Here is a 15,500-nt window from a genome sequence, read left to right as displayed (position 1 = left end):
CAAAAAAATGGAGTATGCCGATCCAGAACTGGCGGCTGGCAATGAGTCGTTTTATTATCGAGTTCGGTGACCGCCTGAGCGATCACCTTTAACACAGTGGCAGTTACACAGAATTACTGACAGGCTCATACAAAACGGGGCATTCATACCGAGCCTGTGAGTCAATTTTATCGGATATTTACCCGAAAATTTATTCATCCCTCTGAGCGTTATATTGCAATTCCCACTTGGGATTCTCCCGGCTCTATGATTTCGAAAGATTATGGGCAAACCTGGTTTCCTTCAACATTCTCTCCTGGAGAAAATGAGCCTAACGGTGATTCTTCACCTCCATACGATGATGTTCATTCCTTCACCGTCATCAACGATCAGGGATTTTTAGAGACCAAACACCGGCTGTATATGTCGTCAAAACCGTTTGATGATCCGCGAATTTTGCCGGGCGGGCCGGGGATTCAATATCGTTTAGACAATGGTGAAATGGATGAAATTACGCCAGATGCCCCAGGATGGTCCTGGGGGATGGTTTATTTTACGAAGGAAGGTTTACAGGGAAAGGTTATGCGCCGTGAGGCCAATTATCAGGACCTGCCCGACAAAGTGCCGGAAGTGAAAGGCTACACCGGTTGGGACCATATGCGTTGTGACATGGACGTGGGGAAATAACTCATGAAAGAATTATGTGTAGGGATTATTACTACTGCTGTTTTATTTGCGGCGGCTTGTAAGGCTTCAGAACCGCCAACACAGGTGGTTTACCGTTTTGATGATCATCGTTATCTGGAACTGAAAGGCTGGGACTGCGAAGGGGAACTCTGGTATACGGATACAAAACGGGGCATTCATACCAAGCCTGTGAGTCACTTTTATCAAATTTTTTCTAAAACATATATTCACCCATCAGAAAAATATATTGCCGTGCCGACAAAAAACGTATCGGAATTTATCATTTCAAAAGACTATGGGAAAAACTGGCAAATAGCTGTGTTTGCGCCAGAAAGTTTAGAAATCAGATTGAGGGCGTGGTCTAATCAGTCTGTTCATCCTGATCAGCAAAACGCTATTTCATTTACAGTTATTAATAATCAAGGCTATTTGGTCATTAAGCCGTATGATGGAGGAAACAAAAATCAACGTAACTTCATTTATATGTCATCTAAGCCATTCGATGATTCCGGCTTTAAAAGCAAAGATTATATCGATATTGGTTTAGATACAAATTATAAGCCTTTACAAATGCCTAAATCATTCAGCGATTGGTCATGGGGAACGCTCTATATAACGAATGGTGAGTTAGACCAAACAGGCTTAAAAGAAATGAAAAAATATCAGGGTCTGCCCGATAAAGTTCCGGATGTAAAAGGCTATACCGGCTGGGATCACATGCGCTGCGATATGGACGCAGGAAGGAAGAGAAACTGATGAATGGCGTAATTCGACTCAATGACCCGCTGATGAGCGGTGGAAAAGTGATTAAAGCGTCCGGCGCGGACTTTATGGGAAAACCTGTGGCCCTGAAAAACGATCTGGTTATGTGCCCTGAGCACAAAGGAACGTTCCCTATCAACGAATGCCACCCGACCTGGACGATGAACGGCCGCGGCGTGGTCGTGGATGGCTGTAAAGCGGCATGCGGTTGTGCCATCCGCACCACGCTCCCCACTGCGGGGGCTGTTTGATGAACTGGTGGTTATTCTCAAAACAGAATGAATTTGACGAGAAATATCCCTATTGGTGGATATGTCTCTTATATGTGGTCGTCTTGGTTATCTGCCTGGCCGTCCGGGCTGTCACCTGGCCGGGTAATAAACATGTCGATCTCGATTTTTTTGCCCAGTCCGTGGTTATTCCAGTTGTTTTTTTGACGGGGTTCGTTCAGGTGTGTTCTATCGGGTATCACGTCATGAGGCACTACATGGAAACGCGGTTGCTGATTGCGGCCGAACAGGAATACAAGGTTGTCAGCTACGCCAGGGGCAACATTACCCTGGCAGGCTGGTCCGTTCTGACTCCTCCAAAGGCAACGAAAGAACTGGCGCTGAGTATGCTGAAACTGGAGGGAGAGTTTCCGCTGGCCGCTAAAATGCCGTTGAAAATCGAACTGGAAGCATCCTTCGATTTCACGAGAGCCGGGCAGGCAATATCCCTCGTTCTGGAGCCCATGGCTGGGAAACTTTCTCGGTACCAGCAGATTGAAGTGCTGGTGTGGGTTCGAGGCGGGGATGAATCCTGTAGCGATGAACTCCGGCGCGTGCTTAAACGTTCTGCGATCGCGACAAAGAAAATCACTTTTTTACCTGAATGCCCGGACTATACGCAAGTCACGGAATGGATAAAGCTGGCGAAAAGCTACGTCGTAGAACGGCTGCTTATCTGTGTCGATCTGCATTCTGACGAAGAAGCGTCTAAACAGATGGAAAATGTTACGGCACTTCTCTTCACGAACGACTACGTCAAAACAGAAGGAGAAAAACCGGTTTATTTTTATCAGCCGATGACGGGTGTCACAGACGTAGAAAGCAAAGTGCCCGTGTACCTGAGGACAGAAACCGTCAGCAAGCCTAAGCAACTCTGGTATACCGGGTTATCCCGCACAGAGAAGTATCCGCTGCTGGAAGTGCTGGATGAGTACAAAGTGGTGCCTGACAGGCTGGAGCTTGAAGCATCGCTCGGTGAGGGCTCTGCCGGTTATCAGTGGCTGATGCTGACGCTGGCCGCTGATGCGGTTATGTACGGGCAGGGCGATCAGCTTGTGGCCGTGTCCGAACAGAACCATTTTGCCATGGCCGCGCTATCCTCCCGGTTAACCTGCCAACCAGATTATCCCGAAGAAAAAAGATATACGTTGCCGTGGGAAGTTGGCGGGATCGGCGGTCTGATGTTCTTTTTTGGATTGATGTTAAGCATTGCCAGCGCTGGTGACGACGGCAAAACGTTATCCGGCTGGTTTATAACTATAATGGCTGTTCTGGTAATAGGTTTATTCATTGGGATGGGGGCATTGTTTACCTGGTATTATGGTGACAAAGCTTATGAGCACATGGGGATGTGATGATGAATGAACCAATGATTTTAACGACAGAATAATGGATGGTTATGATCAGGATATAAGGGATTTTTAAAAGGGGAATCGATCCCTATGAAAGCGGGTAGTTTCCCCTTAAACCCTTTTTTATCCCACTTCCGGCAGCATCCCGGCTGCAATCAACGCCTGCACCAGAATAATCACCACCCCACAGCCAAACACAACGCTCAGCAGCGGTTTTCCTCCCGCCACGCGATATCCCTGCTGAGGATGCTGCTGGCGGCTCTTCCACGCCAGCAGGGAAGGGAGCAGCAGGGCCAGGATAGAGAGCGCCACCCCTGCGTAGCCCAGCGCCATCACAAACCCGCGTGGGTAAAACAGCGCAAAAGCGAGCGGCGGCAGGAAGGTGATGGCCCCCGTCTGTAACCGTCCGGCCGCGGTATTGCGACGCTGGAACAGGTCGGCCAGATAATCAAACAGGCCGAGCGCCACGCCCAGGAACGAGGTTGCCAGCGCCAGGTCGGCAAACAGGTGTACCGCCAGCTCCACGTGCGGGGAGGTGACGACCTCGCGCAGCGCCAGCAAAAAACCGTTCAGGCCAGCATGTTGCGCCATCAGCCCAATAAAGGTTGAAGAGTCAATGCTGCCCAGCGTCACCAGCTGCCAGAAAATATAGGCGATCAGCGGGATCGCGCTGCCGATAACAAAGACGCGGCGCAGCTTGCGGATATCACCGTTCATATAGCTGACGATGCTCGGCACGCTGCCGTGGAAGCCAAACGAGGTGAAAATGACCGGGATCGCGGAGAGCGCCAGCCCTTTTTCCAGCGGCAGCGTCAGCAGGTTGACCTTGTGCACGTGCGGCGCCAGTAGCACCAGCATGATAATCAGGAAGAGAATTTTGGCGCTGAACAGAAAACGGTTAAACAGATCGACCAGCGATGTCCCAACGCAGACCACGCCGCCGCCGATGAGCGCAAAGAAGATAGCCCCCGTCGCTGGGGTGATGTCAGAGCCAAACCAGTCGTTGACGCTTGAGGCGATGAGCTCCCCGGCGCCGCTGATATAGGCGGCGGTCAGGGCGTACATCAGGAACATCATGCTAAAGCCGGTTATCCACTGGCCGTAGCGTCCCAGATAGCGCGCCGCAAGCGAACCCAGACCGGTGTCGGCGGGCACGTGCTGGTAAACCTCAAGCAGCAGCAGGGCGGTGTAGCACATCAGCGCCCAGAGCATACCCAGCAGCAGCAGGGTCATGCCAAATCCCACGCCCGCAGCTGCCAGGGGCATTGCCAGCATTCCTGCGCCAATCGTCGTTCCGGCGACGATAAAAATACTTCCCAGGGTTCTGTTTTTCACGCTTTCCTCTACAACGATGCTTAACCGCGACAAAATCTGCGGCGCAGAGTAAGGGAAAAGCCGTAACTCGTCAAATCACCGTTACAAGTAGTGTAATGAATTATTTACGCACTGCTGCCGCTCTGACCCTTTTTAGGCGCAGGCCTACTTCATAAGGGCAATGTTGCCAGGCGACATTCCGGCGTAACGTAAACAATAAATATAAATTATCAAATTAAGTGAGGGTTTTATGGCTGGGGAGAATCCCTTTACTGCGGCATGGAGCCGGGGAGGCAACCTGTTGTGCCATGGCCACTGGATAATCAGCTGGCAGAACCAGCCCCTGATACTTCCCGAGTCCCGCCGTGAAAAGGATATGGGCACCTGGGCAATCTATTCGGTTATCGATCCTGAAGACGAAACCTTTGCGCAAGGCTTACAGGAAGATGAATGGATCGTTGAGAATGTCGACTGGTTAACGGATATGTTCTTCGAGGTGGGTATTCCGCTGGAGACGTCCAGCTACCGCTATTTTTACCAGGCGGTGAATCCTCATGACTGGCGCTGCACCAGCTGCGCCGGGTGTATGTAAATTAACGCGGTGCCGGAAACCAGCACCGCGCTAAAATTAATTCTGCGTATCGAGAGTGGAAAGTTCTTTATCAATAAAGTAAAGACCTTCGCCGGATTTACCCACCAGAGATAATTTATCCAGCACGGATTTAAACAGCTTCTCTTCTTCATGTTGTTCAGCGACGTACCACTGCAGGAAATTAAAGGTTGGGTAATCCTGGCTGGTCATTGCGGCATGAACCAGTTCGTTAATTTTCTGCGTGATCAGCTGCTCGTGCTCGTAGGTGGCGCGGAACAGTTCATCGAGAGAATTATACTCGGCAAAGGGGGACGTCACGGTTTCAATGCGCGGCAGGCTGCCCGTATCCGTAAGATAATCAAACAGACGCTGCATGTGGGTCATCTCTTCCTGAGCGTGACGACGCAGAAACGCGGCCGCACCTTCGAAGCTGTGGTAGCTGCACCAGGCGCTCATCTGCTGGTAGAGCAGGGATGAAAAAAGCTCAAGGTTCATTTGTGCGTTGAGCTTGTCGATCATTTCAGTTTTCAGCATGGTGACGCTCCGGATTATTATTTCTGGTTCACAATGAGCGACACTATAATTTGTTATTTAATTATTTGCAAAACGTAAAATTTTTATTTTATTTATTTAAAATACGAATGGGAATAAAACGCATTGGCGATTTTTATAATTTATTAATGAGAATTGTTTTTGTTCGTAATGAAATATACTGCCAGCAAGCGCTGGCAGCGTTGATTAATACCAGGGATTATTTGACTTAGGGTTAACGGCGTAACCCATACATTTATACTGGATAGTCACGCTCTCGTTCAGGCACAAAGAGCCGCTCGTCAGGGTACAGGTTTTGATAGGCTGACCATAGGCTGAGGCGGTGGCATACCCCATGCTCTGACACGCTTTTGCCGCCGTGCCGTTATTCACATACTCATCGGAATACGCATTTTGCAGCGCTGCCTGGCCGTAATCGAGGCGGACGATGCCGTTCGGCGCGTCGAGGCTGCTGACTTCAGCCTGGCGGTTGATACTACACCCCGCGAGCAGCAGGATTGTGCCGGCTACAATGACTCTTTTCATGGTTCGCTCTGAGTGGATGGAAATATCTTATCGTACCCGCAGATGCCCGCTGCAATGCCTGGAATAGCCGGACAATCTGCCCTCACTCTTCGCAACGGGTCAGAGGGGAGTGCTATCAGGCCAACCCCTTATAAAAATGTGATAGGCATCACAAAATGATTGATTTTTGTGATAATGGTCATATTATAAGCACGTTGACAATAAAGTTGTATAACAAGTTAATGGAGCATCATCGTGAAACTGCGCAAAATCCTGAAAAGCATGTGGGCCAATTACTGCCGCACGTTCAAAGACGTGCCGCCAGGCGCCATGTTCTGATAAAAAAAACCTGCTTCGGCGGGTTTTTTTGTACCTGCAGGTGATGAAGGGAAGATGTCAGGGGACGTGTTTTGCTACTATGGCGGCCTTTAAATAAGGAGAAAGCCCATGTCACAAAACCTGAGCGCCGATCAGGAACTGGTCTCTGACGTTGTCGCCTGTCAGCTGGTTATCAAACAAATCCTTGATGTTCTGGACGTGATTGCGCCGGTTGAAGTGCGCGAGAAGATGTCTACGCAGCTGAAAAACATCGATTTCGCCAGCCATCCTGCTGCCGCTGACCCGGTTACGCTTCGTGCGATCCAGAAAGCTATCGCGCTGATTGAGCTGCGATTCACGCCGCAGGGTGAGTCCCACTAAAACAGGGAAAGGGGCGACGGCACGTGTCGCCCTTTGAAGCGGTTAGAAAAACGTCTGGACCAGCAGATAGCTCGCCGCGCACGCGCAGCTTACTCCAATCAGCCCAGGCAGAATAAAGCTGTGGTTGATGATAAATTTGCCGATGCGGGTGGTGCCTGAACGGTCAAAGCCGATGCAGGCCAAATCACTGGGATAGGTCGGCAGGACAAAATAGCCGTAGGACGCCGGGAAAAAGGCGATCAGCATTTTCGGGTCGATGCCCAGCATGAGGCCCATAGGCGCAACAGCCGTCAGCGCAGCCGCCTGGCTGTTCACCAGTTTTGACACCAAAAACAGCACAATGGCATACGTCCACGGGTGGCTCTTCACCACGCCTTCCAGCGCCAGCTTTAACTCGTCGAGATGCGCCTGGAAAAAGGTATCGCTCATCCACGCCACGCCGAACACCGAGAAGATCGCGACCATACCGGCCTTGAACACCGCGCCGTTGGAAATGGCCGACGCATTGACCTTACAGCCCATCAGCATCACGGCGCCCGCAATTAACATCATCATCTGAATGACAAGGTTCATCGACAGCGCCGTCATTTTGCCTTTCACCTCAAAGGCGGGGCGCAATTCCGGGAATGCCCCCAGCAAAACGACCACGGCAATACCGGCAAAGAAAATCCACGTGGACCAGTAGGCCTGTTTAGGGAAACGCTGATTCATTAACGTCTCCGTACCGCCGTAGATAAACTCGCGCTGCTTAGGATCTTTCAGCTTTTCCTGAAACTCTATGTCGTCAGCCAAATCCTTCCCACGGCGTAAACTCCACAGGGCCGCAATGGCTACGCCGAAGAGCGAAGCGGGAACCGACACGGCGAGAATTTCCAGGATCCCCCACGCGTGGCCGATCCCATGCTGGGCCGCCAGGATAGACACCAGCGACACAACGGCAACGGAAACGGGGGAAGCCGTAATCGCCATCTGAGATGCCACCGACGCCACGGCCATGGGGCGCTCGGGGCGGATCCCTTTTTTCAGGGCGATATCCGCGATGATGGGGAACATGGTGTAGACCACATGGCCGGTGCCGCACAGAAAGGTCAGCATCCAGGTGGTGAAAGGGGCGAGCAGGGTGATGTGCTGCGGGTGTTTGCGCAGCAGGCGTTCAGCAAACTGCATCATGACGTTGAGGCCGCCCGCAGTCTGCAGCGTAGCCGCACAGCCAATCACCGCAAGGATGGTCAGCATAACGTCAACCGGCGGTTTACCCGGTTGCAGACCAAAGACAAAACATAAAATAAAAAGACCAATACCGCTGATTAACCCAAGCCCCATACCGCCGAAACGCGTACCCGTCAGCAGGCAGAGGAGAATGACAACAAACTCAATGGTGATCATGATGCTCCCTCGTCAATGATTATGTAACTAAATAAATCATCACACGTTGTGTGGTTAATCATTGGGAGCCAGATCTGATTTGTTAAATTTCAGCAAAAGCAGAAGGTTGGAGATGGGAGGGGGGCCTGCTCCCTGGGACGGAAGCAGGCCAAAAACTCAGTGGTGCTGCACCGCCACAATGTCGAGCAGATGACGGTCGGTTTGCTCAGGACATAAACCCGCCTGCTGCGCATTATGGATCTCATCCGCCAGCGTCTTCAGCAGCATGCCATCCTGCTGCTGCTCTTTGTCCATATCGCGTAAGAATTTGAGCGTCGTAATATCCTGCTGCGCTTTGGCTTCATCGGCAAGTTTGCTGAGCGTGCTGCAGCGTTGCTCGTACTCTTCAAGCGTTTTCTGAAACAGTTCTTCCAGGCAAGAGTAGTTTTCGTTGATCCCATCAAGGGCTTTAACGACAGGATTTGCCCCTGCGGCTTTCAGGAAGTTAAAGACACGCATCATGTGGGTGACGTTACTTTGCGCCTGAGAGCGAAAGAATGTGGCAGACCCCGTAAGACTATTCTTGGCACACCACGCGCTTAAGTGAAGGTGCAGATTCGAGGCGTAGAACTCAAGGTTCATCTGCGCGTTTAGTTTTTGCATCATCGTTTGGGTAGCCATACTCATATCCTTATTGACTGTGGGACGTGATGTCCGTTGCGTAACCTGAGCGCCAGGCAAATACGAAGAGAAGAGCAGAAATAGACATTCTGCCGTGACCGAAGTCGACCGAAATTCACTTCCTGTGTTCGATATAAATAAGCATACCCTTGTATTGGGTCTAAGAAAACTCTTAATCAGACTATATTTACCATACATTACAAAGTTTAATATAGTACAGAACTACAATTAGCTCGCCATGAATTTAATGTGACTTAATGGACTAATAATTAACGATTTTTATCGTGATGACACACTGTTACTCTTTCGAAAATATTAAGCTGGAATATTACTCCGGGAAAAGTAAAAATACGGATTAATCATTTCGAATATATGATGTGTCAATAAAATTGCGCTAAATCAAATTCTGCGGAATAACGTTTTTTCAGGTGCGTTGTACATTCGTGATGAAAAACATGTTGAACCCCTTAACGCCAGGTGCCGTTTTGCCCGCTGAGAGGCATCAGGGATATCTTGGCTAATCTTATGGATAATTCTGCTTAGTCCTCTCCCATTTGTCTGACAAATCCTGCCTTTTTTATGTCATTTTTCGCTGAATTTATGTACGCAATTACTGTAATTCTGCGGTGTGATGGGGCTCTCTTATGGATGATTAATTTCCCGCTAAAACTATCACCAGCAATAACGCTTATGACGAGGTAAGCGCTAATGCCTTGTTTTAAGTCCGATTAAATAAGAAGCACGCACTTATTCCCTACAGAAAAGATTGCTAAAGCTGGAGTTTACCATGCACAAATTTACTAAAGCGCTGGCGGCCATCGGTCTGGCTGCCGTTATGTCACAATCCGCTATCGCTGAGAATTTAAAACTCGGTTTTTTGGTAAAACAGCCCGAAGAGCCCTGGTTCCAGACTGAGTGGAAATTCGCAGATAAAGCCGGGAAAGATTTAGGTTTTGAAGTCATTAAAATCGCCGTGCCTGACGGCGAAAAAACCCTGAACGCCATCGACAGCCTGGCGGCCAGCGGTGCAAAAGGTTTCGTTATCTGTACTCCGGATCCAAAGCTGGGATCGGCAATCGCGGCGAAAGCGCGCGGTTACGATATGAAGGTCATCGCGGTTGACGATCAGTTCGTTAACGCCAAAGGCAAGCCGATGGACACCGTCCCGCTGGTCATGATGGCGGCGACCAAAATCGGCGAACGCCAGGGCCAGGAACTCTATAAAGAGATGCAAAAGCGCGGCTGGGATGTCAAAGAGACCGCGGTAATGGCTATCACGGCTGACGAGCTGGACACCGCTCGTCGTCGTACTACCGGTTCAATGGATGCGCTGAAAGCGGCCGGCTTCCCGGAAAAACAGATCTATAAAGTCCCAACCAAATCCAACGATATCCCGGGCGCTTTCGACGCCGCGAACTCTATGCTGGTCCAGCATCCGGAGGTCAAACACTGGCTGGTGGTCGGCATGAACGACAACACCGTGCTGGGCGGGGTGCGCGCGACGGAAGGCCAGGGCTTCAAAGCGCCTGACGTTATCGGGATTGGCATCAACGGCGTTGACGCCGTCAGCGAGCTGTCCAAAGCGCAGGCTACCGGCTTCTACGGTTCTCTTCTGCCGAGCCCGGACGTTCACGGCTACAAATCCAGTGAGATGCTCTACAACTGGGTAACCAAAGGGGCCGAACCGCCGAAATTTACCGAAGTGACCGACGTGGTGCTGATTACCCGCGACAACTTCAAAGAGGAGCTGGCGAAAAAAGGGCTGGGCGGTAAGTAATACGCTGTGATTGTGCCCCTCATGCATCGTGAGGGGCCAGACGTACACACTACAGGAATCACGGAGACGTTATGCGACAGTCTGATCCGTATCTCTCTTTTCGCGGCATCGGGAAAACTTTTCCCGGTGTTAACGCGCTGACCGATATCAGCTTCGACTGCTATGCCGGCCAGGTTCACGCCCTGATGGGGGAAAACGGCGCGGGGAAATCCACGCTGTTGAAGATCCTCAGCGGCAACTACGCGCCTACGACCGGCACGCTGGCCATTCGCGGCGAAGAGGTGGCGTTTGCCGATACCACGGCGGCGCTCAATGCCGGGGTGGCGATCATCTATCAGGAGCTGCATCTCATTCCCGAGATGACCGTGGCGGAAAACATCTATTTAGGACAGCTCCCGCACAAAGGCGGCGTGGTAAATCGTTCGCTACTTAATTATGAAGCGGGGCTGCAGCTTAAACACCTGGGTCTGGACGTCGATCCCCAGACGCCGCTGAAATATCTCTCCATCGGCCAGTGGCAGATGGTTGAAATTGCCAAGGCGCTGGCGCGTAACGCCAGAATTATCGCCTTCGATGAGCCCACCAGTTCGCTCTCTGCGCGTGAAATTGAAAATCTGTTCCGCGTGATCCGCGAATTGCGTCAGGAAGGCCGTACGATTTTGTATGTCTCGCACCGCATGGAAGAGATATTTGCCCTGAGCGACGCCATCACCGTCTTTAAAGACGGGCGCTATGTCCGCACCTTTACCGACATGCAGCAGGTTAACCATGATCAGCTTGTTCAGGCGATGGTCGGACGCGAGCTGGGTGATATTTATCACTGGCAGCCGCGTCAGTACGGCCCTGAACGCCTGCGCCTGGACAGCGTCAAAGCGCCGGGCGTGCGCACGCCGATTTCGTTATCCGTTCGCAGCGGCGAAATTGTCGGCCTGTTTGGTCTGGTGGGTGCGGGGCGCAGTGAATTGATGAAAGGCCTGTTCGGCGGTACCCGTATTACCGATGGGCAGGTTTCTATTGATGGTGAACGGGTCGATATCCAGAAACCAGCCCACGCGATCAGGGCGGGCATGATGCTCTGCCCGGAAGACCGTAAAGCCGAGGGGATTATTCCGGTACATTCGGTACGCGACAACATCAATATTTCCGCTCGCCGCAAGTTTATTCGCGCAGGCTGCCTGATAAACGATGGCTGGGAGTCGAGCAACGCCGACCACCATATTCGCTCGCTGAATATTAAAACGCCGGGTCCGGAACAGCTGATCATGAATCTGTCAGGCGGAAACCAGCAGAAGGCGATTTTAGGCCGCTGGCTGTCGGAAGATATGAAGGTCATTTTGCTGGATGAGCCGACGCGCGGTATCGATGTGGGGGCAAAACACGAGATTTATAACGTGATCTATGAGCTGGCAAAACGCGGCGTGGCGGTGCTCTTCGCCTCCAGCGATCTGCCGGAGGTGCTTGGCGTGGCCGACCGCATTGTGGTGATGCGTGAAGGCGAAATTGCCGGTGAATTACTTCATGAACAGGCGAATGAACAACAGGCGTTGAACCTCGCCATGCCTAAAGTCAGCCAGGCTGTCGCCTGAGTAAGGAGTTAATGATGTCCTCTGTTACTACATCCGGAGCGCCGAAGTCGAAGTCGGCGCTGAGTTTTGGACGTATCTGGGATCAGTACGGCATGCTGGTGGTCTTTGCCGCGCTGTTCCTCGCCTGCGCGATCTTTGTTCCTAACTTTGCCACCTTCATTAATATGAAGGGGCTGGGGCTGGCCATTTCCATGTCCGGGATGGTGGCCTGCGGGATGCTGTTCTGCCTGGCCTCCGGCGATTTTGACCTGTCGGTGGCGTCGGTGATTGCCTGTGCGGGCGTCACGACGGCAGTGGTGATCAACATGACAGAGAGCCTGTGGATTGGCGTTCTCGCCGGTCTGCTACTCGGCGTCATCAGCGGTCTGGTGAACGGTTTTGTTATCGCACGCCTGAAGATTAACGCCCTGATCACCACGCTTGCGACAATGCAAATTGTCCGCGGGCTGGCCTATATCATCTCCGACGGTAAAGCGGTGGGGATTGAAGACGAGCGCTTCTTTACGCTGGGTTACGCCAACTGGCTGGGGCTGCCTGCGCCAATCTGGCTGACCGTGGCCTGCCTGATCCTGTTCGGCTTCCTGCTCAACCGGACCACCTTTGGCCGCAATACGCTGGCGATTGGCGGTAACGAAGAGGCCGCCCGTCTGGCCGGGGTACCGGTGGTGCGAACCAAGATTATTATCTTCGTGCTCTCAGGGCTGGTTTCTGCCGCCGCGGGGATTATCCTGGCTTCGCGTATGACCAGCGGCCAGCCGATGACCTCTATTGGCTACGAGCTGATCGTCATTTCGGCCTGCGTTTTAGGGGGCGTTTCCCTCAAGGGCGGCATCGGAAAAATCTCATATGTGGTGGCCGGTATCCTGATTTTAGGCACGGTGGAGAACGCCATGAACCTGCTGAACATTTCGCCGTTCTCGCAGTACGTGGTTCGTGGTCTGATCCTGCTGGCAGCGGTGATTTTCGACCGTTACAAGCAAAAAGCGAAGCGTACCCTGTAACCCGTTTTCCCGTCTTTTATTGCTCAACTTATAACCATAGTTGACCCCTTAACCGCCCCGCCAGTAAAACTGGCGGGGCGGTTGTCAAATGGCGAGCGACGTCACACTGTCTATACTTACATGGCTATGAAAGAGGTAAAGGCGTTTACCTCTCGTAAACCGTAAGGAGGAAAAGGGTGGCTGACATGTTAACCGCACCGCCTGTACTGCCCGGACACTATGCTTTCTTTTTCGATCTCGACGGCACGCTCGCCGGGATAAAACCGCACCCTGACCAGGTGTCTATTCCGGATGCGGTGTTACAGGATTTGCATCAGCTCTCGCTCATGAATGAGGGAGCACTGGCATTGATATCAGGGCGCTCAATGGCCGAGCTGGATACGCTCGCCAGTCCTTACCACTTTCCGCTGGCCGGTGTACACGGAGCGGAGCGCCGCGACATCCATGATCACACGCATATCGTTTCACTCCCTGACGCACTCACGCAAACGCTCCAGAAGCAGCTTTCTGCTGCGCTGGAAGCGCTGCCTGGCACCGAGCTGGAAGCCAAAGGCATGGCCTTTGCCCTGCATTATCGTCAGGCGCCGCAGCATGAGGAGGCCGTGCTTGCGCTGGCTCAGACGGTAGCGGATGCCCATCCACAGCTGGCGTTGCAGCCCGGCAAATGCGTCGTGGAGTTAAAACCGAAAGGGATTAATAAGGGCGCGGCCATCGCCGCGTTTATGGCGTCGCCGCCTTTTAAAGGGCGAACGCCCGTTTTCATTGGGGATGACCTGACCGACGAGGCCGGGTTTCGCGTGGTGAATCAGGCCGGAGGGATCGCCGTCAAGGTGGGGCCTGGTGACACCGTTGCCGAATGGCGACTGGCGGATGTCGCCAGCGTCTGGCAGTGGATATCTGACATCGCTAACCAGCAACAACAACAAATAGCGCAAAGCAAAGGGGGAAACCATTATGGGTCGCTTAGTCGTCGTCTCTAACCGAATCGCACCGCCGGATGATAAAAAAGCCAGCGCGGGTGGCCTGGCGGTAGGGGTGTTAGGTGCCTTAAAAGCCGCTGGCGGGCTGTGGTTTGGCTGGAGTGGAGAAATCAGTGAAGAAGAGAAACCGCTCAATAAGGTGACGCGCGGAAACATTACGTGGGCTTCATTTGCATTGAAAGAGAAAGACTATGACGAGTATTACTCGCAGTTCTCAAATGCCGTCCTGTGGCCTGCGTTCCACTATCGTCTTGACCTGGTCAAATTCCAGCGTGAATCCTTCGAAGGCTACTCGCGCGTAAATGCGCTGCTGGCGGATAAACTGCTGCCATTAATAGAGGAAGACGATATTTTATGGATCCACGATTATCACCTGCTGCCCTTCGCGAGAGAGCTGCGAAAGAGGGGGGTGAATAACCGGATTGGCTTCTTCCTGCACATTCCTTTCCCGACGCCGGAAATTTTTACCGCGCTGCCGCCGCATGAAGAGCTGCTGGAGGCGCTGTGTGATTACGATTTGCTGGGCTTCCAGACCGAAAATGACCGCCTCGCGTTCCTTGACTCCGTGTCTGGCAAAGCGCGTCTGGTGACCAAAGGCGGGAAAACCCATACGGCGTGGGGGAAAACTTTCCACACCGAGGTCTATCCAATAGGGATTGAACCTGACGAAATCGCGGAGCAGGCTTCTGGCCCGCTGCCGCCGAAGCTGGCGCAGCTTAAGAATGAACTCAAGCACGTGAAAAATATCTTCTCGGTTGAGCGCCTTGATTATTCCAAAGGGCTGCCGGAACGCTTCCTGGCGTATGAAACGCTGCTGGATAAATACCCGCAGCATCACGGGAAAATTCGCTATACCCAGATTGCGCCGACGTCGCGCGGTGAGGTTCAGGCCTATCAGGATATTCGCCACCAGCTGGAGACAGAAGCAGGGCGCATTAATGGCCGCTACGGGCAGCTGGGCTGGACGCCGCTGTTTTACCTGAATCAACACTTTGACCGTAAGATCCTGATGAAGGTCTTCCGCTATGCGGACGTTGGGCTGGTCACGCCGCTGCGCGACGGGATGAATCTGGTGGCGAAAGAGTATGTGGCGGCCCAGGATCCTGCCGACCCGGGTGTTCTGGTGCTTTCCCAGTTTGCCGGAGCCGCAAATGAGCTCACGTCGGCGCTCATCGTTAACCCTTATGACAGGGATGACGTGGCGAACGCGCTGAATCGCGCCCTGACAATGCCGCTCACGGAACGTATTTCCCGCCATGCTGACATGATGGAGACGATCCGAAAGAACGATATTAACCACTGGCAGGCGCGTTTTATTCAGGATCTCCGGAATATCGCTCCGCAAAGCCATGAAGGCGATCTGCAAAAAAAGATCGCGACCTTCCCTAAACTCGCCTGAT

The 15,500-nt window shown here is 52.3% G+C and carries 17 protein-coding genes; 12 read left to right on the top strand and 5 right to left on the bottom strand.

Features of this window, described 5'->3' with window-relative positions; all coding sequences use genetic code 11:
• Nucleotides 1–156 precede the first annotated feature (156 nt).
• From ACERY3_RS10160 to ACERY3_RS10145, 4 genes are read left to right on the top strand one after another with little or no spacing between them, the layout of a single operon-like run.
• Nucleotides 157–666 carry a hypothetical protein gene (locus ACERY3_RS10160; protein ID WP_373225538.1) on the top strand — a complete coding sequence of 170 codons (510 nt, stop codon included), beginning with the start codon at nt 157–159 and terminating at the stop codon, nt 664–666.
• A gap of 3 nt (nt 667–669) precedes the next feature.
• Entirely contained in the window at nt 670–1,422 is a 753-nt protein-coding gene (locus ACERY3_RS10155) for a hypothetical protein (RefSeq protein ID WP_262770465.1), read from the top strand.
• Nucleotides 1,422–1,679 (top strand): PAAR domain-containing protein, encoded by a 258-nt coding sequence (locus tag ACERY3_RS10150; RefSeq protein WP_097534707.1) that lies wholly within the window; start codon nt 1,422–1,424, stop codon nt 1,677–1,679. The genes ACERY3_RS10155 and ACERY3_RS10150 overlap by 1 nt, the downstream gene beginning before the upstream one ends.
• Nucleotides 1,679–3,052, top strand: coding sequence for a hypothetical protein (locus ACERY3_RS10145; protein WP_262770467.1), 1,374 nt, complete (start codon nt 1,679–1,681; stop codon nt 3,050–3,052). The genes ACERY3_RS10150 and ACERY3_RS10145 overlap by 1 nt, the downstream gene beginning before the upstream one ends.
• 120 nt (nt 3,053–3,172) lie before the next feature.
• Here ACERY3_RS10145 and tyrP read toward each other — a convergent pair whose 3' ends face one another.
• Nucleotides 3,173–4,384 (bottom strand): tyrosine transporter TyrP, encoded by a 1,212-nt coding sequence (gene tyrP, locus ACERY3_RS10140; protein ID WP_373225537.1) that lies wholly within the window; start codon nt 4,382–4,384, stop codon nt 3,173–3,175.
• 229 nt (nt 4,385–4,613) lie between these two features.
• On the opposite strand from tyrP, the gene ACERY3_RS10135 reads away from it, so the two are divergent.
• On the top strand, nt 4,614–4,955 hold the full coding sequence (locus ACERY3_RS10135; RefSeq protein ID WP_045404419.1) for a hypothetical protein: 342 nt from the start codon (nt 4,614–4,616) through the stop codon (nt 4,953–4,955).
• A 36-nt stretch (nt 4,956–4,991) separates the two neighbouring features.
• Here the strand turns inward: ACERY3_RS10135 and ftnA are convergent, their stop codons facing one another.
• Entirely contained in the window at nt 4,992–5,489 is a 498-nt protein-coding gene (gene ftnA / locus ACERY3_RS10130) for a non-heme ferritin (protein ID WP_023336146.1), read from the bottom strand.
• 204 nt (nt 5,490–5,693) lie between these two features.
• Nucleotides 5,694–6,032, bottom strand: a complete 339-nt coding sequence (yecR, locus tag ACERY3_RS10125; protein WP_023336145.1) for a YecR family lipoprotein — start codon at nt 6,030–6,032, stop codon at nt 5,694–5,696.
• Nucleotides 6,033–6,266: 234 nt separating this feature from the next.
• Here yecR and azuC point away from each other — a divergent pair, with 234 nt between their 5' ends.
• On the top strand, nt 6,267–6,350 hold the full coding sequence (gene azuC / locus ACERY3_RS10120) for a stress response protein AzuC (RefSeq protein ID WP_014884364.1): 84 nt from the start codon (nt 6,267–6,269) through the stop codon (nt 6,348–6,350).
• Nucleotides 6,351–6,458: 108 nt separating this feature from the next.
• Nucleotides 6,459–6,710, top strand: a complete 252-nt coding sequence (locus tag ACERY3_RS10115) for a DUF2766 family protein (RefSeq protein WP_008500405.1) — start codon at nt 6,459–6,461, stop codon at nt 6,708–6,710.
• A 42-nt stretch (nt 6,711–6,752) separates the two neighbouring features.
• Here the strand turns inward: ACERY3_RS10115 and ACERY3_RS10110 are convergent, their stop codons facing one another.
• Together ACERY3_RS10110 and ACERY3_RS10105 are read right to left on the bottom strand one after the other, a co-directional pair.
• On the bottom strand, nt 6,753–8,096 hold the full coding sequence (locus ACERY3_RS10110; RefSeq protein ID WP_373225536.1) for an anaerobic C4-dicarboxylate transporter: 1,344 nt from the start codon (nt 8,094–8,096) through the stop codon (nt 6,753–6,755).
• A 156-nt stretch (nt 8,097–8,252) separates the two neighbouring features.
• Nucleotides 8,253–8,756, bottom strand: coding sequence for a non-heme ferritin-like protein (locus ACERY3_RS10105; RefSeq protein ID WP_262770469.1), 504 nt, complete (start codon nt 8,754–8,756; stop codon nt 8,253–8,255).
• A 787-nt stretch (nt 8,757–9,543) separates the two neighbouring features.
• Here ACERY3_RS10105 and araF point away from each other — a divergent pair.
• From araF to otsA, 5 genes are all read left to right on the top strand, one after another.
• Nucleotides 9,544–10,533: an arabinose ABC transporter substrate-binding protein AraF gene (gene araF, locus ACERY3_RS10100; protein WP_003859687.1), complete on the top strand. Its 990-nt coding sequence runs from the start codon at nt 9,544–9,546 to the stop codon at nt 10,531–10,533.
• 71 nt (nt 10,534–10,604) lie between these two features.
• Nucleotides 10,605–12,119 (top strand): L-arabinose ABC transporter ATP-binding protein AraG, encoded by a 1,515-nt coding sequence (gene araG / locus ACERY3_RS10095; protein ID WP_029742192.1) that lies wholly within the window; start codon nt 10,605–10,607, stop codon nt 12,117–12,119.
• Nucleotides 12,120–12,133: 14 nt separating this feature from the next.
• Nucleotides 12,134–13,120 (top strand): L-arabinose ABC transporter permease AraH, encoded by a 987-nt coding sequence (gene araH / locus ACERY3_RS10090; RefSeq protein WP_029742191.1) that lies wholly within the window; start codon nt 12,134–12,136, stop codon nt 13,118–13,120.
• A gap of 176 nt (nt 13,121–13,296) precedes the next feature.
• Nucleotides 13,297–14,100, top strand: coding sequence for a trehalose-phosphatase (gene otsB / locus ACERY3_RS10085; RefSeq protein ID WP_033145880.1), 804 nt, complete (start codon nt 13,297–13,299; stop codon nt 14,098–14,100).
• Nucleotides 14,075–15,499, top strand: coding sequence for an alpha,alpha-trehalose-phosphate synthase (gene otsA, locus ACERY3_RS10080; RefSeq protein ID WP_033145879.1), 1,425 nt, complete (start codon nt 14,075–14,077; stop codon nt 15,497–15,499). Before otsB ends, otsA begins: the two co-directional genes overlap by 26 nt.
• Nucleotide 15,500: the final 1 nt, after the last annotated feature.

The sequence above is a fragment of the Enterobacter cloacae complex sp. ESBL7 genome, assembly GCF_041679625.1.
Classification (GTDB): domain Bacteria; phylum Pseudomonadota; class Gammaproteobacteria; order Enterobacterales; family Enterobacteriaceae; genus Enterobacter; species Enterobacter asburiae_B.
The sequence above is the reverse complement of the archived record's forward strand: the minus strand, read 5'-3'. Positions and strand labels throughout refer to the sequence as shown.